Genomic DNA, 22927 nt, shown 5'->3' with positions numbered 1-22927 from the left:
GCCGGTCCCGCGCCTGGTCAGTTCGGGCGCGGCGGGCCGCGACGGCTCCGGGTGGGCCGCGCCGGTCAGGCACTCTCGCGGGCGACCAGCGTCGACGGGAACGCGGTGACCGGCGGTACCCGGCGGCCGTCGAGCACCGCGGTGGCCGCGGCCGCCGCGATCCGGCGCACCGGATGCGTGGCGGTGGTGAGGGCGGGGGTGCTGACAGCCGCGTACGGGATGTCGTCGAAGCCGGCCACCGCGACGTCGCCGGGCACCCGGATGCCGCGCCCGCGCAGCGCGGAGATCGCGCCCAGCGCGGTGGCGTCGCTGGCCGCGAAGATGGCGTCCGTGTCCGGCCACCGGGTGAGGGTCTCCAGCGCCGCCCGGCCGCCCCGCGCGGCGCTGAAGTCGCCGGTGACCAGTCGCACCGGCAGGCCGGCGGACCGCATCAGCGCCCGGTACGCGGCCACCGACCGCCCGGCGCAGGTGAGCCAGCGGGGGCCGGTGACCATGGCGATCCGGCGGCGGCCGGAGTCGTACAGGTGGCGCAGCACCGCGTCGGCACCCCCGCCGTTGTCCACGTCGAAGGAGGGCACGGTCGGCGAGCCGATGCCGATCGAGGCGACCCGACCGCGCAGGCGCGCCGGCACCGCGTCGAGCACCGGGTGGGTGGTGTTGACCAGCACCACCCCGCAGACGCCCCGGTCCTCGCCGAGCCGCCGCAGGGCGTTCGGGCCGCGCAGCGGCAGCCACTCCAGAGCCACCCCGACGCCGTGCGGCGCGCAGATCCGGGCGGCGGCCCCGACCACCCGGTCGACGTACGGGTCGTCGAGGACGCCGGCGTCCTCGCCGGAGACGGCGATCACCAGTCGGACCCCGGCACCGCGCACCAGGGCGCGGGCCGCCGGGTTTGGCACGTACCCGAGCCGGTCGGCGGCGGCGCCCACCCGGTCCCGGGCGGCCGGTGAGGCGAACCCGGTGCCGGCGATCACCCGCGAGGCGGTCGACCGGGACACCCCGGCGGCCCGGGCGACGTCGTCGAGGGTGGCCGGGCGTGCCGTCGGCGTGCTCATCTCGTCCTCCACCCGTCCACGCCCCGCGCCCCCCGCGTCCGGCCCACACCCGCATCATGCCGGGTCGGGGCGGTCCCCGGTAAGGGGCGGATCCGGCTTGTGGTGGTAGCGCTCTCAGGTGTGCGATCGTCGTCGAGGCAGATCACCGGGGAGAGGACGACAGCGCTGTGAGCAGCACCACCGACACGCCGACCGCCGGCCCGCGGGCGGTACCGCGGCCGGTCCTGGCCGCCCGTACCGGGGTGGCGGTCGTGTTCGCCCTCAACGGGCTGGCGGTGGCCACCTGGTTCTCCCGGGTCCCCGCCGTCAAGGAGGCCCTCGAGCTGAGCGCCGGCCGGCTCGGCCTGCTGCTGCTCGCCATGTCGGCCGGCGCGCTCCTGGCGATGCCGACCGCCGGCCTGGTCACCCAGCGGCTCGGGCCGGCCCGGACGGTCGCCACGTCCACCCTGCTGGTCGCGGTCGGCATGACGGTGATCGGGCTCTCCGCCGGGCTGGCCGGCTCGCTGCCCGGCGTCGCCGTCGGGCTGTTCGCCTTCGGCTACGGCTCCGGCGCCTGCGACGTGGCGATGAACATCGAGGGTGCGGCCGTCGAGAAGCGGCTGGGCCGGACCATTCTGCCCCGCTTCCACGCCGCGTGGAGCCTCGGCTCGGTGGCCGGGGCGGGCATCGGTGCGGGGGCGGCGCGGGTGGGACTACCGGTCGGGGTGCACCTGACCGCGCTGGCCGCGGTGGTGCTGGTCGGCACGCTGCTCGGCGCCCGGTCGTTCCTGCCGGCCCCCGTGGAGGCCGACGGCCCGGCGCGGCCGGCCGACCGGCGGCGAACGCTGCTGGCCGCCTGGCGGGAGCCGCGCACCCTGCTCATCGGCCTGCTGGTGCTGGTGATGGCGTTCACCGAGGGCAGCGCCAACGACTGGCTGGCGGTCGCCTTCGTCGACGGGTACGGGGTCAGCGAGGCGGTCGGCGCCGGCGTCTTCGGCGTCTTCGTGATCGGCATGACCCTCGGCCGGACCGCCGGGACGGTGGCCATCGACCGCTGGGGGCGGGTGCCGGTGCTGTTCGGCACCATCGGCCTCGCCGCCGCCGGGGCCGCGCTGGCGGTGCTGGCCGGCTCCGGTCCGCTGGCGGTCACCGGCGTGGCGCTCTGGGGCCTCGGCGCGTCGCTCGGCTTCCCGGTCGGGATGAGCGCCGCCGCCGACGACGAGGACCGGGCGCCGGCCCGGGTCAGCGTGGTCGCGGTGATCGGGTACACCGCGTTCCTGGCCGGGCCGCCGTTGCTCGGCCTGCTCGGCGATCACGTCGGCACGCTGCGGGCGCTGCTGGTCGTGCCGATCCTGCTGCTGCCGACCCTCGCCCTCGTCCCGGTGCTGCGCCCGCCGGCCCGCTGAGCCCGCCCCGTCGGAGCGGCGAGGTGGTGGTGTCCGCGCACGGTTGATACCGCCACCTGCCGGTCCGGGCACGGTCAGCGCCTTCCCACCCCGCGTCCAGTCGGTTGCCAGGAAACGGTGCTGCACTGGGTGGACGCCGAGGAGAGGAGCCGGAGATGGGCTGGTTCAGCCGACGGCCCCGGGCCGCCGACCCGACCCCGACCAAGCTCGACCGCGAGGCGACCGGCGAGGATCTCGCCGCGCTGGAGGCGTTCGTGACCAGCCGCCGGGGCGTGGAGTTCTACCTGGAGCCGGAGACCACCGCCACCGACACCACCGTGGTCGCCATCGCCCACGACGGCGAGTGGATCCGGCGGCGGACCGGCTCGCCGCGCGCCGCCGCGAAGCTCGCCAACCGGCACGCCGTCCCCCTGTACGAAGCCGCCAGGACTGGCTATCCCGCCCGGATGCGGGCCTGGAACCGGGCCCACCCGGAACGCCGGGCCCGCTGAGCCGGCCCCGGGCGGCGTACCCCGGTCAGCCGGCCAGCGCCGCCCGCGCCTCGGCCAGCGAGCCACGGGGAAAGGTCGGCCGCCCGCATCGCGGCCTGGATCTCGCGGGCGTGCGCCGGGCTCTGCCCCGCGTCGACGATCACACTTCCTCGGTCGTCGGGGATCACCGCCACGCCCGGCCGCGTGTTGCCCGGGTCGGGATGGCCGGGAACCAGTCGGACCCGGCCGGCGAGATGTCGGGGTGCGCCAGCGCCGATGGCGGCAATTTCTCACGAGTCGGTCGGCGGAGGCCCGATGCGGACCCTGATGCGGGCCGGTCCGCGCCGGCACGGCCCTCCGGTCAGGGCGAACGGGGAAGGACGGACCGCGCCGCGGGCGCGGGAATCGCGGCGGAAAAGCGTTCCGGCGAGCGGGAACATCCGTAGCCGGCGATCGGCCGCGGTCATTGCGAATGGTGTGCGGGGGCGGGCGGAGCAATCGACCCACACCCATGCCCCCGGCCGGCGCGGCGCTCCGGTGCCCGCCGTTGACCGGCGGCGGGCGGGTGTGGCAGCATTCGCGGCCTGACGGCAGTGAAGGAAGTCGGTGCGATTCCGACGCGGTCCCGCCACTGTCACCGGGGAGCGATCCCCCCTCGTGAGTCACGGCCGTGTGTCTGCGGTTGGAAGGCCGGGGGAGAGCGTCGATCCGGGAGCCAGGATACTTCGGCCGTCGGGAGTTGACCCCAGGGCGTGGACACCCGAGGAGGACCCGATGCACGGCACTTTCGCCGTCGACGCTGATCGTCGTATCCGGCCGGCGCGCACCGACGCGCCGACGACCGCGTACCCCGCCGGGCGTGCCCCCGGCCGCCCGCTCCGCCGCGTCGCCAACCGCCTGACCCGGCCCGTCCGGCGCACCGCCGACTGCTGACAACCGCCCCGCCCCGGCCTTTCGCCGGCCGCGCCCGCGTCTCCGCGCGCCGCCGGTAGCCGGGCGGCGCACCGCCGCACCCACCCCCGCCCGCCGACGGTCGAGCCGACCTCGGGCGTCACTCTCCGGAGCTGTCCGTGCGCATCCTGCTGCTCTCCACCGCCGACACCGACCTGCTCGCCGCCCGCGCCAGCGGCGCGGACTACCGGCTGGCCAACCCCGCCCGGGTCGCCCCCGATGCCGTGCCCGCGCTGCTCCACGGCGTCGACCTGGCCGTCGTACGCCTGCTCGGCGGCCGGCAGGCGTGGCCGGACGGGCTCGCCGCGGTGCTCGCCTCCGGGGTACCGACGGTGGTGCTCGGCGGCGAGGCGCTGCCCGACGCGGAACTCATGGCGGCGTCCACCGTGGCCGCCGGGTTGGCCACCGGGGCGCTGGCCTACCTGGTCGAGGGCGGTCCCGCGAACCTCGCCGAGCTGGCCCGCTTTCTCTCCGACACGGTGCTGTGCACCGGCGAGGGCTTCGCTCCGCCCGCGCCCACCCCGCCGCACGGCATCCTCGCCGACGCCGACGCCGACGCCGACGCCGACGCCGACGCCGACGCCGACGCCGACGCCGACGCCGACGCCGACGCCGATGCCGATACCGATGCGCCGACCGTCGGGATCGTCTTCTACCGGGCGCATGCCCTGGCCGGGAACACCGGCTTCGTCGAGACCCTGGCCGACGCGGTCACCGCCGCCGGCGGGCGACCACTGCCGATCTTCTGCGGCTCGCTGCGCGGCCTCACCCCCGGCGCCGGGCCGCTCGACCTCTTCGCCCGCTGCGACGCGCTCGTCGTGACGATGCTCGCCGCCGGCGGGACCGTCGCCGCGAACGCCTCCGGCGGAGGCGATGAGGACGCCTGGGACGTCGGCGCGCTCGCCGCCCTCGACGTACCGGTCATCCAGGCGCTCTGCCTGACCAGCACCCGCGACCAGTGGGCGGCCGGCGACGCCGGCCTGTCCCCGCTGGACGCCGCGATGCAGGTGGCCATCCCCGAGTTCGACGGGCGGATCATCACCGTGCCGTTCTCGTTCAAGCGGATCGACGCCGACGGGCTCTCGGTCTACGAACCCGACCCGGAGCGGGCGGCCCGGGTCGCCGGCATCGCGGTCCGCCAGGCCCGGCTGCGGCACGTCCCGAACGCCGACAAGCGGGTGGCTGTGGTGCTCAGCTCGTACCCGACGAAGCACTCCCGGGTCGGCAACGCCGTCGGCCTGGACACCCCCGCCTCGGCGGTACGGCTGCTCGCCGCCCTCGCCGACGCCGGCTACCACCTCGGCGACGCGCCCGTACCCACCGACGGGGACGCGCTGATCCACGCCCTCATCGCGGCCGGCGGGCACGACGTCGAGTGGCTCACCCCGGAGCAGCTCGCCGCCGCCGAGGCCCGGGTGCCGGGCGAGACGTACCGGCGCTGGTTCCACACGGTGCCGGCCGAGCTGCGGGCGCGGATGGCCGCCCACTGGGGTGATCCGCCCGGCCAGCTCTACACCGACGGCGGCGACCTCGTCCTCGCCGGGCTGCGCTTCGGCAACGTGGTGCTGCTCATCCAGCCGCCGCGCGGCTTCGGGGAGAACCCGATCGCCATCTACCACGACCCGGACCTGCCGCCCAGCCACCACTACCTGGCCGCGTACCGCTGGCTCGCCGCGCCCGCCGCCGAGGGCGGCTTCGGCGCCGACGCGGTGGTGCACCTCGGCAAGCACGGCACCCTGGAATGGTTGCCCGGCAAGGGGCTCGGGCTGGCCGCGGACTGCGCGCCCGACGCCGTCCTCGGCGACCTGCCGCTGGTGTACCCGTTCATCGTCAACGACCCCGGCGAGGGCACCCAGGCCAAGCGCCGGGCGCACGCCGTCGTGGTCGACCACCTGGTGCCGCCGATGGCCCGCGCCGAGACGTACGGCGAGCTGGCGAAGCTCGAGCAGCTCCTCGACGAGTACGCCACCGTGCAGGCGCTGGACCCGGCCAAGACCCCGACCGTCCAGGCGCAGATCTGGGACCTGGTGCGCGCCGCCGAACTGCACCACGACCTGCACACCGAGCAGATGCCCGACGCCGCCGAATTCGACGACTTTGTGCTGCACCTCGACGGGTACCTCTGCGAGGTCAAGGACGTGCAGATCCGCGACGGGCTGCACGTCCTGGCCCAGGCGCCCACCGGCGAGGCCCGGGTCAACCTGGTCCTCGCCGTGCTGCGCGCCCCGCAGGTCTGGGGCGGCGTCCGCGTCCTGCCCGGCCTGCGCCAGGCCCTCGCGGCCGGCGTCGGCCTGGACGAGCAGGCGCTGCTCGCCGCGCCGGGAGAACGGCTGGCCGTGCCGGCGGCGCTGACCGAGGCGGTCGACGGGCCGGCCGCCACCGCCGCGGACGCCGTCGACCTGATCGAGGCCGTGGCCCGCCGCCTCGTCGTCGGCATGGAGACCCTCGGCTGGGACGAGGCCACGGCGGACACCGTCGTCGGCGAGGTCACCGGCCGCGCGGTTCCCGACGTTGCCGAGGTGCTGCGCTTCGCCGCCCGGGAGGTGGTGCCCCGGCTGGACCGGACCACCGACGAGCTCGACCGGTTGCTCGGCGCGCTCGACGGCCGTTTCGTCCCGCCAGGTCCCTCCGGGTCGCCCACCCGTGGCCTGGTCAACGTGCTGCCCACCGGCCGGAACTTCTACTCCGTCGACCCGAAGGCCATCCCCAGCCGCAACGCCTGGGACGTCGGGGTGGCCCTGGCCGACTCGCTGCTGGCCCGGCACGTCGCCGACACCGGGGCGTACCCCCGCTCCGTCGGGTTGACCGTCTGGGGCACCAGCGCCATGCGTACCCAGGGCGACGACATCGCGGAGGTCCTGGCCCTGCTCGGCTGCCGACCCACCTGGGACGACCGGTCCCGCCGGGTCACCGGCGTCGAGGTGGTGCCGCTTTCGGAGCTGGGCCGCCCCCGGGTCGACGTGACCGTGCGCATCTCCGGCTTCTTCCGGGACGCCTTCCCGCACGTCGTCGCGCTCATCGACGACGCGGTCCGCCGGGTCGCCGCCCTCGACGAGCCGGCCTCCGACAACTACGTCAAGGCCCACGTGGCCGCGGACGTGGCCGAGCACGGCGACGCGCGGCGGGCCACCGCCCGGATCTTCGGCTCCAAGCCCGGGGCGTACGGGGCGGGACTGCTGCCGCTGATCGACGCCCGGAACTGGCGCACCGACGCCGACCTCGCCGAGGTGTACGCCGTCTGGGGCGGGTACGCCTACGGCCGCGGGCTGGACGGGCGGGAGGCCCGCGTCGACATGGAACGCTCCTTCGCCCGGATCGCCGTCGCCGTGAAGAACCAGGACACCCGGGAGCACGACATCGTCGACTCCGACGACTACTTCCAGTACCACGGCGGGATGGTGGCGATGGTCCGCCACCTCACCGGCGCCACTCCGGCCGCGTACGTGGGCGACTCGGCGCTGCCGCACGACGTGCGGACCCGGACGCTGGGCGAGGAGACCCGGCGGGTGTTCCGGGCCCGGGTGGTCAACCCGAAGTGGATCGCCGCGATGCGCCGGCACGGCTACAAGGGCGCCTTCGAGCTGGCCGCCACCGTGGACTACCTGTTCGGCTACGACGCCACCGCCGGCGTGGTCGACGACTGGATGTACGCCCGGCTCGCCGAGGCGTACCTGTTCGACCCGGAGACCCGCGACTTCCTGGAGCGGTCCAACCCGTGGGCGCTGCGCGGGATCACCGAACGCCTGCTGGAGGCCGCCGAGCGGGGACTGTGGGCCGAACCCGACCCGGCCGTCCTCGACCGGCTCCGCGAGACGTACCTGGCCAGCGAGGGCGACCTGGAGGACCGGCAGTGAGCGCGAGGAGTGAGCCCCGGATTGCGAGCCCCGCAGTCGCGAACGAAGGCGGCGCAGTGACCAGTTACCCGTTCAGCGCGGTGCTCGGCATGGACGAGATGCGCCTCGCCCTGCTGCTCAACGCGGTCAGCCCGGCCATCGGCGGGGTGCTCGTCCGCGGCGAGAAGGGCACCGCCAAGTCCACCGCCGTCCGGGCGCTCGCCGCGCTGCTGCCCGCCGTCGACCGGGTGGCGGGCTGCCGGTTCGGCTGCGACCCGGCCGCGCCCGACCCGGCCTGCCCGGACGGCCCGCACCCGGCCGGGTCGGTGGCCGAGCGCCGCCCGGCTCGCCTGGTCGAGCTGCCGGTCGGCGCCGCCGAGGACCGGGTGGTCGGCTCGCTCGACCTGGAGAAGGCGCTCGCCGAAGGGGTACGCGCCTTCGAACCGGGCCTGCTCGCCGCCGCCCACCGCGGCGTGCTCTACGTCGACGAGGTCAACCTGCTCCACGACCACCTGGTCGACCTGCTGCTGGACGCCGCCGCGATGGGCCGCTGCCACGTCGAGCGGGAGGGCGTCTCGGTCAGCCACGCCGCCCGGTTCCTGCTGGTCGGCACCATGAACCCGGAGGAGGGCGAGCTGCGCCCGCAGCTGCTCGACCGGTTCGGGCTCACCGTCGAGGTGGCGGCCAGCCGCGACCCCGCCGTCCGGGTCGAGGTGGTCCGCCGCCGGCTCGCGGCCGACGCCGACCCGGCCGGTTTCGCCGGGCGATGGGCGGCGGCCGACGCGGACGTGGCCCGCCGGGTCGCCGCCGCCCGGGACCGGTTGGACCGGGTCCGGCTGCCCGACCCGGCGCTGCGGCAGATCGCCGAGGTCTGCGCCGCGTTCGACGTCGACGGCATGCGCGCCGACATCGTCACCGCCCGCACCGCCGTCGCGCACGCCGCCTGGCAGGGCCGGGACCGGGTGACCGGCGAGGATGTCCGGGTCGCCGCCCGGCTCGCCCTGCCGCACCGGCGCCGCCGCGACCCGTTCGACAGCCCCGGCCTGGACGAGAAACGCCTCGACGAGGCGCTGCAACGGGCGCGGGACGAGCACCCCGACGACGACCCACCCGACGGCGACCCGACCGGCGGGCCCGACGGCTCCGGACCCGACGGCTCCGGACCGGATGGCGGCGGACCCGGCGGCGGACCGACCGAGCACGGCGACGGTGGACCGACCGAGCGTGCCGACGGTGCCGACCGGGCCGGCGGCGCCGGGCGGCACGGCGCCGCCGGCCCCGGGGCGACCCGCCCGGCGGACGACGACGACCGGTCCGATCCAGCCCGCGCCGACGGCGCCCGGAGCCACCCGGGGTGGGGAGCCGGGAACGACGACCGGGGACCCGGCCACGACGACCGGGTGGCGCGCGGTGACGACGGCTGGCCGGACCGCCTCCCCGACCGGTCCTTCGCCGGCCTCGACGGTGGACCCGACGGCCGGTCGGGCGCGCCCGGCCGGCGGGGCGACGCCGACGGCGGCCCGACCGGGGAGCGGCGGGCCGCCGGGTCACCGGTGGTGGCCGTACCCCGAGGGGGCCTGAGGGCCCGGCTGCTCATCGCGCCCGGGATCGGCGACGGCGTGCCGGGCCGGCGGTCCCGGGCCCGGACCGGCCGGGGCCGGACCACCGGCGCGCGGCTGCCCGCCGGGCGGCCCGGCCCGTTGCACCTGCCGGCGACCCTGCGCGCCGCCGCCCCGCATCAGGCCGCCCGGGGTCGGGCGGCCGGGCCACTGCGGCTGCGCCCGGACGACCTGCGCGAGGCCGTCCGGGAGGGGCGGGAGGGGAACCTTGTCCTCTTCGTGGTCGACGCCAGCGGGTCGATGGGCGCCCGGCAGCGGATGACCGCCGTCAAGGATGCGGTGCTTGCCCTGCTCACCGACGCCTACCAGCGCCGGGACAAGGTCGCGGTGATCGCCTTCCGGGGTACCGGCGCGCAGACCCTGCTGCCGGCCACCTCCTCGGTGCTGGCCGCCTCGACGCGCCTGGCCGAGCTGCCCACCGGCGGGCGCACCCCGCTCGCCGAGGGCCTGCTCACCGCAGCGGAGCTGCTGCGGGTGGAGCGGCTGCGCGACCCGAAGCGCCGCCCCCTGGTCCTCGTCGTCACCGATGGGCGGGCCACCGCCGGGGAGCGTCCCCTCGCCCGGGCCGCCCGGGCGGCCGCCGTGCTCGCCGCCACCGGCACCCCCTGCGTCGTCGTCGACTGCGAGAGCGGCCCCGTCCGGCTCGGCCTGGCCCGCCGCCTCGCCGCCCAACTCGGCGCCGCTCACCACCCCCTGTCCGAGGTCGCCACCGACTCGCTCACCCACCTCGCCGGAAACCACCCCGCCCGCAGCCGGGCCGCCGGAGATCTTGGCGGGAACAGGCCCCCGGAGGGGCCTCATCCTTCCAAGATCGCTGCCACCACCACCGACAGGAGCGTTGCCTGATGCCGCAGGGGAAGCCGTTGCACGTGCCCGCTGACGGGTTGAGCACCCGGCAGCGGCGGAACCGGCCGCTGACGATGGTCCATACCGGACAGATGAAGGGGAAGTCGACCGCCGCGTTCGGGTTGGCGCTGCGGGCCTGGACCGCCGGGCTGCCGATCGGGGTGTTCCAGTTCGTCAAGAGCGCCAAGTGGCGGGTGGGGGAGGAGAACGCCTTCCGCGCGCTCGACGAGGTGCACACGCGCACCGGCCAGGGCGCGCCCGTCACCTGGCACAAGATGGGCGAGGGGTGGTCCTGGATCCAGCGCGGCGGCGAGGCCGACCACGCCGCCGACGCCCGGGAGGGCTGGCGGCAGATCCAGCGCGACCTGGCCGCCCAGCGCTACGGCCTGTACGTGCTCGACGAGTTCACCTACCCGATGAAGTGGGGTTGGGTGGACGTCGACGAGGTGGTCGACACCCTGACCCACCGGCCGGGCTTCCAGCACGTCGTCATCACCGGCCGGGACGCCGACCCGCGCCTGGTGGCGGTCGCCGACCTGGTCGCCGAGCTGACCAAGGTCAAGCACCCGATGGACGCCGGCCAGAAGGGCCAGAAGGGGATCGAGTGGTGAGCCCCGACCCGGCCGGCGCCTGGGCGCTGCCCCGGCTGGTGCTGGCCGCCCCGGCCAGCGGGCACGGCAAGACCACCGTCGCCACCGGGCTGCTCGCCGCGCTGCGCCGCCGCGGCCGCACCGTCAGCCCGCACAAGGTCGGACCCGACTACATCGACCCGGGCTACCACGCGCTGGCCGCCGGCCGCCCCGGCCGCAACCTCGACCCCTGGCTGGTCGGACCGGAGCGGATCGCGCCGCTGCTGCGGCACGGCGCCAGCCGGCCCACGCCCGCCGACATCGCGGTGGTCGAAGGGGTGATGGGGCTGCACGACGGCGCGGTCGGCCACCGCGGGTACGCCTCCACAGCGCACGTCGCCCGGCTCATCGACGCACCCGTGCTGCTGGTCCTCGACACCACCGCCCAGGGCCGCAGCGCCGCCGCCCTCGCGCTCGGCATGCGGGCCTTCGACCCGGCTGTGCGCATCGGCGGGGTGATCCTCAACCGGGTCGGCTCGCCCCGGCACGAGACCCTGCTTCGCGACGCGCTGGCCGAGGTGGGCGTACCGGTGCTCGGGGCGGTCACCCGGGCCGCCGAGGTGACCGCCCCGTCGCGCCACCTGGGGCTGGTGCCGGTCGCCGAGCGGGCCCCCGAATCGCTCGCCGTGGTCGCCGCGCTGGCCGACCTGGTCGAGTCCACCGTGGACCTCGACGCGGTGCTCGACCTGGCCGGGACCGCCCCGCCGCTGACCGTCCCGGCCTGGGATCCGGCCGGCGCCGTCGGCGGCCCCGCTGGCACGGCCCGCCCGGTCGTCGCGGTCGCCGGCGGTCCGGCCTTCACCTTCTCGTACGCGGAGACCGCCGAACTGCTCGCCGCGGCCGGGGCGGACGTGGTGACCGTCGACCCGCTGCGCGACCCGGCGCTGCCCACCGGCACCCGCGCCGTGGTGATCGGCGGTGGCTTCCCCGAGGTGCACGCCGAGGCCCTCGCCGGCAACACCGGGCTCCGCGCCGAGCTGGCCGGCTTCGACGGCCCGATCGTCGCCGAGTGCGCCGGCCTGCTTTACCTCGGCCGGGCGCTCGACGGAGTGCCGATGTGCGGGCGCCTGCCGCACACCGCCCGGATGACCGGCCGGCTCACCCTCGGCTACCGCGACGCCGTCGCCGCCACCGACTCCCCGGTGCACCGCGCCGGTGACCCGGTACGCGGTCACGAGTTCCACCGCACCACGACCGACCCGGGCCACGGCGATCGTCCGGCCTGGCGCTGGGACGACGCCGCACACGGCTTCGTCGCCGGCCGGGTGCACGCCTCCTACCTGCACACCCACTGGGCGGGCCACCCGCACGCCGCCCGCCGGCTGGTCGAGGCGGCGAGCCGGTGACCGCGCCGAACGCGGACCGGTCCGCGGGCCGCGACGCTGCCGCCGGCCCGGTGACCGATGGCTCCAGGCGGGCGGACCGCCCCGCCGGCCCGCACGGGGTCCGCGCCGGCGCCGGGAGCGGGCCGACCGGGGGCGTCACGCTGACCGGGGTCGGCGTGGGTCCCGGTGATCCGGAACTGCTCACTCTCAAGGCCGTCCGGGTGCTGCGCGAGGCCGACGCGGTCTTCGTACCGGTGATGGACCGACCGGCCGCCGAGGGCGACGCGGCCCCGGGCCGGGCCGAGGCCACGGTGGCCGCGCACGTGAGCGCGGACCGGCTGCGCCGGCTGCCGTTCGCCCTCGACGACCGGGGCGGGATCACCGCCCGCCGGGAGCGGGCCTGGGACGCCGCCGCCCGCGCGGTCGTGGCCGCCTTCGACGGGGGCGCCCGGTCGGTCGCCTTCGCCACCATCGGCGACCCGAACGTCTACTCCACCTTCGGCTACCTGGCCCATGGCGTGCGCGCCCTGCGGCCGGCCGTCGAGGTACGGACCGTCCCCGGCGTGACGGCCATGCAGGAGCTGGCCGCGCGCAGCGGCGTCCCGCTCTGCGAGGGCCGGGAGCCGCTGACCCTGCTGCCGGCGACCGCCGGGCTGGCGCTCTTCGCCGACGCTCTCGCCGGCCCGGGCACCGTCGTGGCCTACAAGGGCTGGCGGCGGCACCCCGAACTCGTCGCCGAGCTGCGCCGGCAGGGCCGGCTCGACGCCGCCGTGCTCGGCCGGGCGCTGGGCCTGCCCGGCGAGCGGATCGGGCCGGTCGACGCCGACGCCGACGACCTGCCGTACCTGTCGACGCTGCTGATCCCGGCTTACCGGGACCGGCGGGGAGGAAAACTGTGACCGCCACCGGAAAGGTGTGGTTCGTCGGGGCCGGCCCCGGCGCCGCCGACCTGCTCACCCTGCGCGCCGCCCGGGTCATCGCCGAGGCCGACGTGGTGGTCTGGGCGGCCAGCCTGGTCCACGCCGACGTGCTCGCCCACGCCCGGCCGGACGCCCAGCTCGTCGACTCCTCGCAGCTGCCCATCGAGGGGGTGCTGCCGCTCTATCAGCGGGCCGCCGCCGACGGGCTGACGGTGGCCCGGATCCACTCCGGCGACCCGGCGCTCTGGGGCGCGGTGCAGGAGCAGCTCGACCTGTGCCAAGCCCTCGGCCTGGCCGTGGAGATCGTCCCGGGGGTGTCGTCGTTCACCGCCGTGGCCGCCATCGTCGGTCGGGAGCTGACCATCCCCGAGGTGGCCCAGTCGGTGATCCTCACCCGCCTCGAGGGCGGGAAGACCCCGATGCCGCCGGGGGAGCGGGTCCGCGAGTTCGCCCGGCACGGCACCACCATGGCGCTCTTCCTGTCCGCCGCCCGCTCCGGGCAGGCGCAGGCCGAGCTGCTCGCCGGGGGCTACCCGGCCGACACCCCGGTCGTGGTCGCGTACCAGGCGACCTGGCCCGACGAGCTGGTGGTCCGCTGCACCCTCGGCGAGCTGGCCGCCACCGTCAAGGAGCACCGGCTCTGGAAGCACACCCTCTTCCTGGTCGGCCCGGCGCTGGCCGCCGGTGGCACCCGCTCGCACCTCTACCACCCCGGGCACTTCCACACCTTCCGGCGGGCCGAGCCGACCGCCCGGGCCGAGCTGCGCCGCGTCCGCGCCGACCGGGTCGCCGAGCCCGCGCCCGCTGCCGCGCCCGCCGGCGCCGCCGCCGCACCCGCCGCGCCCGCGCCCGCCGCCGCCGCGCCCGCCGCGTCCGGCGCCGCTGGTGGCCCGGCCGCGACCGACGCCGCCGGGGACGGGCGACCCCGATGACGTACGCCGAGCCGCCGCTGCGCGAGCCGGACCTGCCGCGTACCGCGAAGGTCCGCCCCACCGCGCTGCGCACCGGCTGGACGACCGGCGCCTGCGCCACCGCCGCGGCCAAGGCGGCGGTCACCGCCCTGGTCACCGGCGTGCCGCAGGGCGACGTGGAGATCGGGCTGCCGGCCGGCCGCCGGGTCACCTTCCCGGTGGCCCGCTGCGACGTGGAGCCGCGGCGGCGGGCCGAGGCGGTGGTGGTCAAGGACGCCGGGGACGACCCGGACGTCACCCACGGCGCGGAGCTGACCGCCACCGTGGACTGGCGGGACAGCCCCGGGCTGCGCCTGGACGGCGGCCCCGGCGTCGGCACCGTCACCAAGCCAGGGCTGGGCCTGGAGGTCGGCGGGCCGGCCATCAACGAGACCCCGCGCCGGATGATCGGGCAGGCCGTTGCCGAGGTGGTCGACCTGACCGAGGTGGGCGTGCGGGTGGTGATCAGCGTGCCGCGCGGCGAGGTGATGGCCCGCAAGACCACCAACCGGCGGCTCGGCATTCTCGGCGGCATCTCGATCCTCGGCACCACCGGCATCGTCCGGCCGTTCTCCACCGCCTCCTGGCGGGCCAGCGTGGTCCAGGCGGTGCACGTGATGGCGGCCCAGGGGGAGCGGACGGTGGTGCTCTGCACCGGTGGCCGTACCGAACGGGCCGCCCGGGCGCTGCTCCCGGAGCTGCCCGAGGTCTGCTTCGTCGAGGTCGGCGACTTCACCGGCGCGGCGATCACCGCCGCCGTGGGGGACGGGATGACCGGGGTGGTGTTCGTCGGCATGGCGGGCAAGCTTGCGAAGCTGGCCGCTGGTGTCCTGATGACCCACTACACCCGGTCGAAGGTTGACCTGTCCCTGCTCGGTGCCGTGACCGCCGAGGCGGGCGGCGACGCCGACCTCGTCGCGGCGGTCACCGCGGCGAACACCGGGCGGCACGCGTACGAGCTGTGGGAGGCCGCCGGCCTGCTCGGCCCCGCGGGCGACCTGCTCTGCCGCCGGGTCCGGCAGGTGCTGCTCCGCTTCGCCGGGCACGCCGTCACGGTCGACGTGGCCATGGTGGACTTCGCCGGCTCCCGCACCGTCGCCTCCTCGGGGCGGTGGGCCGCGTGAGCACCCCATCCGAGTTCGGACCAGCGATGACCGTCGGTGACGGCGGCGGAGGCCAGTCCGCCGGAGAGCGATATACCTCTCCGGCATATTTATGCCTCACAGGTATATCGGGCCCGGGTCCCGGCGCGGCCGGCACGTCGGGCATGGCCGGGATGGTCGGGGCCAGCGACGCAGTGCCGTCCGGGTCCGGCGAAGCGGTCGTGACCGTGGTGGGGATCGACGCGGCGGGGCGCCCGGCCCATCCCGGCCTGGCGAGGGCGCTGGGCGGCGCGGGGCTGGTGGTCGGGGCGGCCCGGCACCTTGCCGCCGTGCCGGTGCCGCCCGGCTGCGCCACGGTCGCCCTCGGCCCCCTCGCCGCCGCGCTGGACCGGCTCACCGGCGCCGTCGCGGCGGGCACCCCGGCCGTCGTGCTGGCCAGCGGCGACCCCGGATTCTTCGGCATCGTCCGGCGGCTGCGGGCGGTCGGGCTGCCGCTGCGGGTGCTGCCCGCGGTGTCCAGCGTCGCCGCCGCGTTCGCCCGCGCCGGGCTGCCGTGGGACGGGGCGGCGGTGGTCACCGCGCACGGGCGGGACCCGCGTCCGGCGCTGAACGCCTGCCGGGCGCTGCCCGCAGTCGCGGTGCTCACCGCCCCGGGCGCCGGCGCGGCCGAACTCGGCGCCGGCCTGGTCGGCTGGTCCCGCCGCCTGCTGGTGGCCGAGCACCTGGGCACCCCGGACGAGCGGGTCACCTGGACCACGCCGGCGGAGGCCGCCGGACGCCGCTGGGCCGACCCGCACGTCCTGCTCAGCCTTGCCCCGGGCGCGTCCACCGCCGATCCGGCCCGGGCCGCCGCCCCCGGCACCCCGGACGCGGAGGTGGCCGCCGCCGGTCCCGCCGAGTGCGGCGAGCCGGGGGTCGGCCCGATGCGGGTGGACAACCAGCCGGCCGCCGCGCCCGCCGGCGGGTGGGCGCTGCCCGAATCCGCGTACGCGCACCGCGACTCGATGATCACCAAGGCGGAGGTACGCGCCCTCGCCGTCGCCCGACTCCGGCCCCGCCTGGGCCGGCTGCTCTGGGACATCGGGGCCGGTAGCGGCTCGGTCGGCATCGAGTGCGCCCTGCTCGGCGCGGCCGTCGTCGCGGTCGAACGGGACCCGGCGGCGGTCGACCTGATCCGCGCCAACGCCGCCCGGCACGGTGTCGAGCTCCGGCTCGTCGCCGGCCGGGCACCCGCCGCGCTCGACGGGCTGCCCGACCCGGACGCGGTCTTCGTCGGCGGGGGCGGCGCGGACGTGCTCGCCGCCGTGGCGACCCGCCGCCCGGAGCGGGTGGTGGTGACCCTGGCCGCGCTGGACCGGGTCGCGCCGGCCGTGCGGCTGCTCCGCGAAGCCGGCTACGCCGTCGAGGGCAGCCAGCTCTCCGCCGCGCGGCTCGCCGACCTGCCCGGCGGGTCGATCCGGCTCGCGGCCACCAATCCCGTCGTCGTCCTCACCGGACAGCGACCGTGACCCACCACCGGAAACTCCGCCCGGGAGCATGCGTGCCACACACCGGCCCGTCCACCACGACCACCGCTACCGCCGTCTCGACCGGACCCGGCGCTCCGACCGGGAGCGGCGGCCCGACGGGAAGCAGCGCCCCGACCGGGCCGGCCAGCCCTGTCCCGACCGACCCGACCTGGCCCGGCGACCCGACCGGCCGAACGCGGCCGACGAGCGTGGCCGCACCGAACGGTCGGGCGTCCGTCGGGCTGGTCGCGGCCACCGGCGCCGGGCGGCGGCACGCCCGGATCCTCGCCGACGCCTGGCCGCACGCCCAGCTCGTCGACGGGGAGACCGTCGCCGACGCGCTGCGCGCCGCCTGGACGGGCTGCGACGCGGTGGTGGCGTTCCTCGCCACCGGGGCGGTGGTCCGGATCCTCGGCCCGCTGCTCGGTGACAAGCGCACCGACCCGGCCGTGGTGGTGGTCGACGAGGCGGCCCGGCACGCGATCGCCCTGCTCGGCGGGCACGCCGCCGGCGCGAACGCCCTCGCCGCCGAGGTCGGCGCGCTGCTCGACGCGCGGCCGGTGGTCAGCACCGCCACCGACGCGGCCGGCCTGCCCGGGCTGGACACCCTCGGCTGGCCCGTCGAGGGGGCGATGGCCGCGGTGACCCGCGCCATCCTCGACGGCGAGCCGGTCCGGCTGGTCGCCGACGCCACCTGGCCGCTGCCCGCCCTGCCGCCGAACGTCCAGCTCGCCGCCCCGGACCGGCCGTCGACCGGTGCCGACGGGGAGCACCGGGGCTACCGGTTGCTGGTCACCGACCGGGTCGTGCCGCTGGACGACCGGACCGCCGTGCTGCGCCCGCCGTCTTTGGTCGCCGGCATCGGCGCCAGCCGTGGCGTCCCCACCGCCGAGGTGACCGAGCTGCTGCACCGGGTCCTCGCCGACGCCGGCCTGAGCCCGGCGAGCCTGCGCTGCCTGGCCAGCGTCGACCTCAAGGCCGACGAGGCAGGCATCGTGGCGACCGCCGACGCCCTCGGCGTACCCCTGGAGACCTGGCCGGCCGGGGAGCTGGCGGCGATCGACGTGCCGCATCCCAGCGAGGTGGTCCGGGCCGTGGTCGGCACCCCCAGCGTCGCGGAGGCCGCCGCGTTGCGCGGCGGCGGCGCGCTGCTGGTGGCCAAGACCGCGTCGGCGATGGCGACCGTCGCGGTCGCCCGGCACGCCTCGCGCGGCCGGCTGGCGATCGTCGGCCTCGGGCCCGGCGCGGCCGACCTGCGCACCCCGCGCGCGGTGGCCGAGCTGCGCCGGGCCGCCGTGGTCGTCGGCCTGGACCAGTACGTCGACCAGGTCCGCGACGTGCTGCGGCCGGGCACCCGGGTGCTGGCCAGCGGGCTCGGCGCGGAGGAGGAACGGGCCCGGGCCGCCGTCGCCGAGGCCACCGCCGGGCACGCCGTCGCGCTGCTCGGCTCCGGCGACGCCGGGGTGTACGCGATGGCCAGCCCCGCCCTGGACCACGCCGACGACCGGATCGACGTGGTCGGGGTGCCCGGGGTGACCGCCGCCCTCGCCGCGGCCGCGCTGCTCGGCGCGCCGCTCGGGCACGACCACGCCTACCTGAGCCTGTCCGACCTGCACACCCCGTGGGCGGTGATCGAGCGCCGGGTCGCCGCCGCCGCCCGGGGCGACTTCGTGGCCCTGCTCTACAACCCGCGCAGCCGCACCCGTGACTGGCAGCTCGGCGCGGCGCTGGAGACCTTCGCCGCGCACCGCCCGCCGGACACCCCGGTCGGCGTGGTGCGCAACGCCAGCCGTCCCGGTGAACGGGTGCACCTGGCCACCCTGGCCACCCTCGACCCGGCGCTGGTCGACATGTACAGCGTGGTCGTGGTCGGCAGCACGCAGACCCGGGTCGTGGCCGGCCGGATGGTCACCCCACGGGGGTACCGGTGGCGATCGTGACCATCGGCGCCTGCCAGGGCTGCGGCGCCTGCCTGCTCACCTGCCCCGTGCACGCCATCCGCCCCACCGCCGGCGGCCTGCGGGTCACCGACCGCTGCACCGGCTGCCTGGAATGCCTGGAGATCTGCCCCGTGGACGCCATCCGCGTCGAACCCGAACCCCGAGGAGAACGATGACCGCCACCCCGACCGCCACCGCCCCGCCCGCCGGCCGGTGGAGCCGAGCCGAGCGGGTACGCCTCGGCGGCATCGTCTGCGCCGTAGCCATGCTGCACATCGTCGGCGTCAGCCTCTACCTGTACTGGAACCACCAGCCCGTGGCGGCCGGCGGCCTCGCCGGTGCCGGCACCCTCGCGTACGTGCTCGGCATCCGGCACGCCTTCGACGCCGACCACATCGCCGCGATCGACGACACCACCCGGCTGATGCTGCTGCGCGGTCGGCGGCCGGTCGGCGTCGGCTTCTTCTTCGCCCTGGGGCACAGCACCGTGGTGCTGCTGCTGGCCCTGATGGTCGGCCTCGCCTCGGCCCACTTCACCAGCACCGGGATGGACCGGATACGCGAGGTCGGCGCCACCGTCGCCGTGGTCGCCGCCACCGTGTTCCTGGCGCTGGTCGCCGTGCTCAACGCCGTGGTGCTGACCGGGCTGGCCCGGCTCTGGCGGCGGCTGCGCGGCGGGACGCTGGACGAGTCGGAGCTGGACCTGCTGATGCTCAACCGGGGTCTGCTGAACCGGATCCTCGGCGCCCGCGCCCGGACGCTGGTCCGTTCCTCCTGGCACATGGCTCCGGTCGGGTTCCTCTTCGGTCTCGGCCTGGAGACGGCCAGCGAGGTGACCCTGCTGGCGCTGTCGGCCAGCACCGCGGCGGCCGGCAAGCTGCCCGTGTTCGCGCTGCTCACCCTGCCGCTGCTCTTCGCCGCCGGGATGTCCGCCATGGACACCGCGGACAGCCTGCTGATGACCCGCGCGTACTCGTGGGCCTACCGGCAGCCGGCCCGGCGACTCTGGTACAACCTGGCCACGACGGCGATGACCGTGGTGGTCGGCGGGCTGGTCGCCAGTGTCTACCTGGCCGGGCTGCTCACCGACCGGTTCGGCCTCACCGCGCTCGCCGGGTACGCCTCGATCGGCGACCACTTCGAGCAGCTCGGCTACGCCGTGGTGGCACTCTTCGTGCTCGCCTGGGGCGGCGCGGTCGCCCTCTGGCGGCTGCGCGGCTACGACCGCCGCTACGGGCAGGTGGATTCGTGAGCCGGGTGGTGCACCCCATCGAGCAGGAGTCCTACCGGATCCTGCAGGACCGGGTCGACCTGTCGCACCTGCCGCCGCTGACCCGGGCGGTCACCGAGCGGGTGGTGCACGCAAGCGCCGACCTTGACTACGTCACCGACCTGGTCTGCGCTGAGGCCGCCCTGGCCGGTGGCCTGACCGCGCTGCGCGCCGGCGCGCCGGTGGTCACCGACGTGTGGATGGTCGCCGCCGGCATCACCCGCGCGGACCGGGAGATCGTCTGCCCGGTCGCCGAGCCGACCGCCGCCGCGCTGGCCCGCGCCACCGGCCTGACCCGCTCGGCAGCGGCCGTGCGGATCGCGTACGACCGGGTCGGACCCGGCGCGGTCTGGGTGGTCGGCTGCGCGCCGACCGCGCTGGTCGAGCTGATCGCCCTGGACGCGGCGCCCGCCCTGGTGGTCGGGCTGCCGGTCGGCTTCGTCGGCGCGGCCGAGTCCAAGGCCGCGCTGCGGGCCAGCGGCCTGCCCGCGGTGTCCAACGTGGGCGAGAAGGGTGGCTCCGCGGTGGCCGCCGCCGCCCTCAACGCCCTGCTCTACCTGGAGGAGACGTGATGACCCCCGACCGCACCCCGCTGCTGATCGTCGGGCACGGCACCCGCAGCGCCGCCGGCGTCGCCCAGTTCGCCGCGCTGGTCGACCGGATCCGCCGCCGGGGCGTCGTCGACGACGTCGAGGGGGGCTTCATCGAGCTGTCCCGGCCGCCGCTGACCGACGCGGTCGGCGCGCTGGCCGGCCGGGGACACCGGAACCTGGTGGCGCTGCCCCTGGTGCTCGCCGCCGCCGGGCACGGCAAGGGCGACATCCCGGCCGCGCTGGCCCGGGAGCGGCAGCGCCACCTCGGGCTGCGGTACGCCTACGGCCGGCCGCTCGGGCCGCACCCGCTGCTGCACGACATCCTCGCCGATCGGATCGACGCCGTCGCGGACGGCGCCGACCGGGCCGGCACCTGGGTGGCGCTGATCGGGCGCGGCTCCACCGACCCGGACGCCAACGCCGAGGTCGCCAAGGTGGCCCGCCTGCTCTGGGAGGGGCGCGGCTACGCCGGCGTCGAGCCGGGGTTCATCTCCCTGGCGGAGCCGTCCGTGCCGGCCGTGCTGGAGCGGCTGCGCCGGCTCGGCGCCCGGCGGATCGTGGTCGCCCCGTACTTCCTCTTCGCCGGCGTGCTGCCGGACCGGATCGTCGCGCAGACCGACGCGTACGCCGCCGACCACCCCGAGCTGGACGTGCGGGTGGCCGACCTGATCGGCGACTGCGACGCCCTGGCGGACCTGGTGCTGCAGCGGCACACCGAGGCGCGGCGCGGGGACATCCGGATGAACTGTGACACCTGCGCGTACCGGGTGGCGCTGCCCGGCTTCGCCGACAAGGTCGGCCGGCCGCAGACCCCGCACCACCACCCCGACGACCCGGCCGGCGGTCCCGGCCACCACCACCATCACGATCACCACCACGACCCGGGCCTGCGCCCCGGCCAGGTCGCCATCGTGGGCGGCGGGCCCGGCCCCGACGACCTGATCACCGTACGGGGGAAGGCGCTGCTGGCCGCCGCGGACGTGGTGGTGGCCGACCGGCTCGCCCCGACCGGGCTGCTCGCCGGGCTGCGCCCGGACGTGCTGGTGATCGACGCGGCGAAGGTGCCGCGCGGGCCGTCGATGGGGCAGGACACGATCAACGACACCCTGGTCGCGCACGCCCGCGCCGGCAAGCGGGTGGTCCGGCTCAAGGGCGGCGACCCGTACGTCTTCGGGCGCGGCCACGAGGAGGTCCAGGCCTGCGCGGCCGCCGGGATCGACACGGTGCTGGTGCCCGGGGTGAGCAGCGCGGTGGCCGCACCCGCCCTGGCCGGCGTGCCGGTCACCCACCGCGGCGTCGCCCACGACGTCACCGTCGTCTCCGGGCACCTGCCCCCGGAGCACCCCGGATCGCTGGTGGACTGGCCGGCGCTGGCTCGATCGCGGGGCACGGTGGTGCTGCTGATGGCGGTCGACACCATCGGCCTGATCGCGGAGACGCTGGTGGCCCACGGCCGGGCGGCGGACACCCCGGTCCTGGTGGTGCAGGACGCCGGGCACCCGACGCAGCGGTCCCTGCCGACCACCCTCGGCGAGGTGGGGGAGCTGGCCGTCCGGCAGGGCATCCGGCCGCCGGCGGTCTTCGTCCTCGGGCCGGTGGTCGCCCTCGCCGGGCCGGCCGCCCGCACCGGGCGTACCGGTCAGCCGGCCAGGGCCCGGACCAGGGCGTAGCCGAGGGTGGCCGCGCCCAGGCCGGCCACCACGCTGCCCAGCGCGTTGGCCACCGCGTGCCAGCGGGCACCCTGGCGGGTCAGCCGCAGGGTCTCGTAGCTGAGCGTGGACCAGGTGGTCAGCGCGCCGCAGAAGCCGGTGCCGACCAGGGCGGTCACCGCGGCCTCGGCCGGGATCGCGGCGATCGCGCCGAGCAGCAGCGACCCGGCCACGTTGACGGTCAGGGTCCCCCACGGGAACGGGGAGTCGTGCCGGGCCTGCACGGCCCGGTCGGTCAGGTAGCGCAGCGGTGCGCCGAGCGCCGCCCCGAGCGCGATCAGCAGGACGGTCACCGGCCCTCCCCGGTGGGCTCGGGTCGCCGGCGGGCGCGGGCCAGCAGCCGGCCGGTCGCCGCGTCCCCGGCCCAGACGGCGAGCAGCGCGCCGACCAGGGTGGCCGCCAGGTACGCCAGCGCGGTGCCGACCGCCCCTGCCGCGACCGCCCGCTGCGCGTCCACGGCGTACGCGGAGAAGGTGGTGAAGCCGCCGAGCACCCCGACGCCGAGAAACGGCCGGACCAGCGGGCCGGTGGGACGCGTGGTGAGCACCGCCATCAGCGCGCCGATCAGCAGGCAGCCGGTGACGTTGACACCCCAGGTGGCCCACGGGAAGCCGGTCGGGGCGTGCGGGAAGGCGGCCTGGACGCCGGCCCGGGCCAGCGCGCCGAGCACGCCGCCGGCGGCTATGGTGCCGAGCACCGCGGTGGGATGGGCGGCCAGCTCACCCCGGTCGGCGGGGACGTGCAGGTCGACGTCGGGGTCGACGCGGAACTCGGGCGGTGTCACGTGCCTCCCCACCAGGACGGGCATCACTGGCAGGGAC

General features: G+C 77.0%; 18 protein-coding genes, 1 pseudogene and 1 riboswitch. Of the genes and pseudogenes, 16 read left to right on the top strand and 3 right to left on the bottom strand.

The genetic code is table 11. The features are described from left to right. Positions 1-65: 65 nt before the first annotated feature. Positions 66-1055: a LacI family DNA-binding transcriptional regulator gene (locus tag I8N68_RS03350; RefSeq protein WP_200207405.1), complete on the bottom strand. Its 990-nt coding sequence runs from the start codon at positions 1053-1055 to the stop codon at positions 66-68. A 167-nt stretch (positions 1056-1222) separates the two neighbouring features. On the opposite strand from I8N68_RS03350, the gene I8N68_RS03345 reads away from it, so the two are divergent. From I8N68_RS03345 to cobA, 16 genes and pseudogenes are all read left to right on the top strand, one after another. After that, positions 1223-2440, top strand: a complete 1218-nt coding sequence (locus I8N68_RS03345; protein WP_200207403.1) for an MFS transporter — start codon at positions 1223-1225, stop codon at positions 2438-2440. Positions 2441-2595: 155 nt separating this feature from the next. Further along, entirely contained in the window at positions 2596-2931 is a 336-nt protein-coding gene (locus tag I8N68_RS03340; RefSeq protein ID WP_200207401.1) for a hypothetical protein, read from the top strand. 550 nt (positions 2932-3481) lie between these two features. Further along, a riboswitch (cobalamin riboswitch) is annotated at positions 3482-3658 on the top strand. Positions 3659-3684: 26 nt separating this feature from the next. Continuing rightward, positions 3685-3843, top strand: a complete 159-nt coding sequence (locus tag I8N68_RS03335) for a hypothetical protein (protein ID WP_200207399.1) — start codon at positions 3685-3687, stop codon at positions 3841-3843. Positions 3844-3989: 146 nt separating this feature from the next. Then, positions 3990-7715 (top strand): cobaltochelatase subunit CobN, encoded by a 3726-nt coding sequence (cobN, locus tag I8N68_RS03330; RefSeq protein ID WP_372433673.1) that lies wholly within the window; start codon positions 3990-3992, stop codon positions 7713-7715. Further along, positions 7712-10078 (top strand): annotated as a pseudogene (locus I8N68_RS03325) (VWA domain-containing protein); the annotation flags it as partial. The gene cobN and the pseudogene I8N68_RS03325, both read left to right, overlap by 4 nt. Before the next feature lie 80 nt (positions 10079-10158). Next, positions 10159-10770 (top strand): cob(I)yrinic acid a,c-diamide adenosyltransferase, encoded by a 612-nt coding sequence (gene cobO / locus I8N68_RS03320; protein WP_200207393.1) that lies wholly within the window; start codon positions 10159-10161, stop codon positions 10768-10770. Further along, on the top strand, positions 10767-12134 hold the full coding sequence (locus I8N68_RS03315; protein WP_307812544.1) for a cobyrinic acid a,c-diamide synthase CobB: 1368 nt from the start codon (positions 10767-10769) through the stop codon (positions 12132-12134). Before cobO ends, I8N68_RS03315 begins: the two co-directional genes overlap by 4 nt. A gap of 140 nt (positions 12135-12274) precedes the next feature. Beyond that, complete coding sequence (cobI, locus tag I8N68_RS03310) at positions 12275-13012, top strand: precorrin-2 C(20)-methyltransferase (RefSeq protein WP_200208088.1); 738 nt, start codon at positions 12275-12277, stop codon at positions 13010-13012. Beyond that, positions 13009-13965 (top strand): precorrin-4 C(11)-methyltransferase, encoded by a 957-nt coding sequence (gene cobM, locus I8N68_RS03305; protein ID WP_307812543.1) that lies wholly within the window; start codon positions 13009-13011, stop codon positions 13963-13965. Before cobI ends, cobM begins: the two co-directional genes overlap by 4 nt. Then, complete coding sequence (locus tag I8N68_RS03300; protein ID WP_200207391.1) at positions 13962-15107, top strand: cobalt-precorrin-5B (C(1))-methyltransferase; 1146 nt, start codon at positions 13962-13964, stop codon at positions 15105-15107. Before cobM ends, I8N68_RS03300 begins: the two co-directional genes overlap by 4 nt. 143 nt (positions 15108-15250) lie before the next feature. Further along, positions 15251-16594: a precorrin-6y C5,15-methyltransferase (decarboxylating) subunit CbiE gene (gene cbiE / locus I8N68_RS03295; protein ID WP_200207389.1), complete on the top strand. Its 1344-nt coding sequence runs from the start codon at positions 15251-15253 to the stop codon at positions 16592-16594. 209 nt (positions 16595-16803) lie between these two features. Then, positions 16804-18534, top strand: coding sequence for a precorrin-3B C(17)-methyltransferase (gene cobJ / locus I8N68_RS03290; RefSeq protein ID WP_200207387.1), 1731 nt, complete (start codon positions 16804-16806; stop codon positions 18532-18534). Continuing rightward, positions 18522-18710, top strand: coding sequence for a DUF362 domain-containing protein (locus I8N68_RS03285; protein ID WP_200207384.1), 189 nt, complete (start codon positions 18522-18524; stop codon positions 18708-18710). The genes cobJ and I8N68_RS03285 overlap by 13 nt, the downstream gene beginning before the upstream one ends. Continuing rightward, a complete protein-coding gene (locus I8N68_RS03280; protein WP_372433670.1) occupies positions 18707-19786 on the top strand; it encodes a HoxN/HupN/NixA family nickel/cobalt transporter in 1080 nt (359 codons plus the stop codon). Before I8N68_RS03285 ends, I8N68_RS03280 begins: the two co-directional genes overlap by 4 nt. After that, a complete protein-coding gene (locus I8N68_RS03275; RefSeq protein ID WP_200207380.1) occupies positions 19783-20376 on the top strand; it encodes a precorrin-8X methylmutase in 594 nt (197 codons plus the stop codon). The genes I8N68_RS03280 and I8N68_RS03275 overlap by 4 nt, the downstream gene beginning before the upstream one ends. Continuing rightward, positions 20376-22067 carry a uroporphyrinogen-III C-methyltransferase gene (cobA, locus tag I8N68_RS03270; protein ID WP_200207378.1) on the top strand — a complete coding sequence of 564 codons (1692 nt, stop codon included), beginning with the start codon at positions 20376-20378 and terminating at the stop codon, positions 22065-22067. Before I8N68_RS03275 ends, cobA begins: the two co-directional genes overlap by 1 nt. Here cobA and crcB read toward each other — a convergent pair. Both crcB and I8N68_RS03260 read right to left on the bottom strand, forming a co-directional pair. After that, complete coding sequence (gene crcB, locus I8N68_RS03265; RefSeq protein WP_200207376.1) at positions 22037-22399, bottom strand: fluoride efflux transporter CrcB; 363 nt, start codon at positions 22397-22399, stop codon at positions 22037-22039. The two genes, cobA and crcB, sit on opposite strands and share 31 nt — an antisense overlap. Next, complete coding sequence (locus tag I8N68_RS03260; protein WP_200207374.1) at positions 22396-22914, bottom strand: FluC/FEX family fluoride channel; 519 nt, start codon at positions 22912-22914, stop codon at positions 22396-22398. The genes crcB and I8N68_RS03260 overlap by 4 nt, the downstream gene beginning before the upstream one ends. Positions 22915-22927: the final 13 nt, after the last annotated feature.

Source organism: Micromonospora coerulea, from assembly GCF_016598485.1.
Lineage (GTDB): Bacteria > Actinomycetota > Actinomycetes > Mycobacteriales > Micromonosporaceae > Micromonospora > Micromonospora coerulea.
The sequence above is the reverse complement of the archived record's forward strand: the minus strand, read 5'-3'. Positions and strand labels throughout refer to the sequence as shown.

Coding starts and splice junctions, on each gene's coding strand:
- cobO (WP_200207393.1), top strand. CDS start 10,159: ATGCCGCAGGGGAAGCCGTTGCACGTGCCCGCTGACGGGTTGAGCACC.
- I8N68_RS03260 (WP_200207374.1), bottom strand. CDS start 22,914: ATGCCCGTCCTGGTGGGGAGGCACGTGACACCGCCCGAGTTCCGCGTC.
- cobA (WP_200207378.1), top strand. CDS start 20,376: ATGACCCCCGACCGCACCCCGCTGCTGATCGTCGGGCACGGCACCCGC.
- I8N68_RS03280 (WP_372433670.1), top strand. CDS start 18,707: ATGACCGCCACCCCGACCGCCACCGCCCCGCCCGCCGGCCGGTGGAGC.
- I8N68_RS03300 (WP_200207391.1), top strand. CDS start 13,962: ATGACGTACGCCGAGCCGCCGCTGCGCGAGCCGGACCTGCCGCGTACC.
- cbiE (WP_200207389.1), top strand. CDS start 15,251: ATGGCCGGGATGGTCGGGGCCAGCGACGCAGTGCCGTCCGGGTCCGGC.
- I8N68_RS03340 (WP_200207401.1), top strand. CDS start 2,596: ATGGGCTGGTTCAGCCGACGGCCCCGGGCCGCCGACCCGACCCCGACC.
- I8N68_RS03335 (WP_200207399.1), top strand. CDS start 3,685: ATGCACGGCACTTTCGCCGTCGACGCTGATCGTCGTATCCGGCCGGCG.
- I8N68_RS03350 (WP_200207405.1), bottom strand. CDS start 1,055: ATGAGCACGCCGACGGCACGCCCGGCCACCCTCGACGACGTCGCCCGG.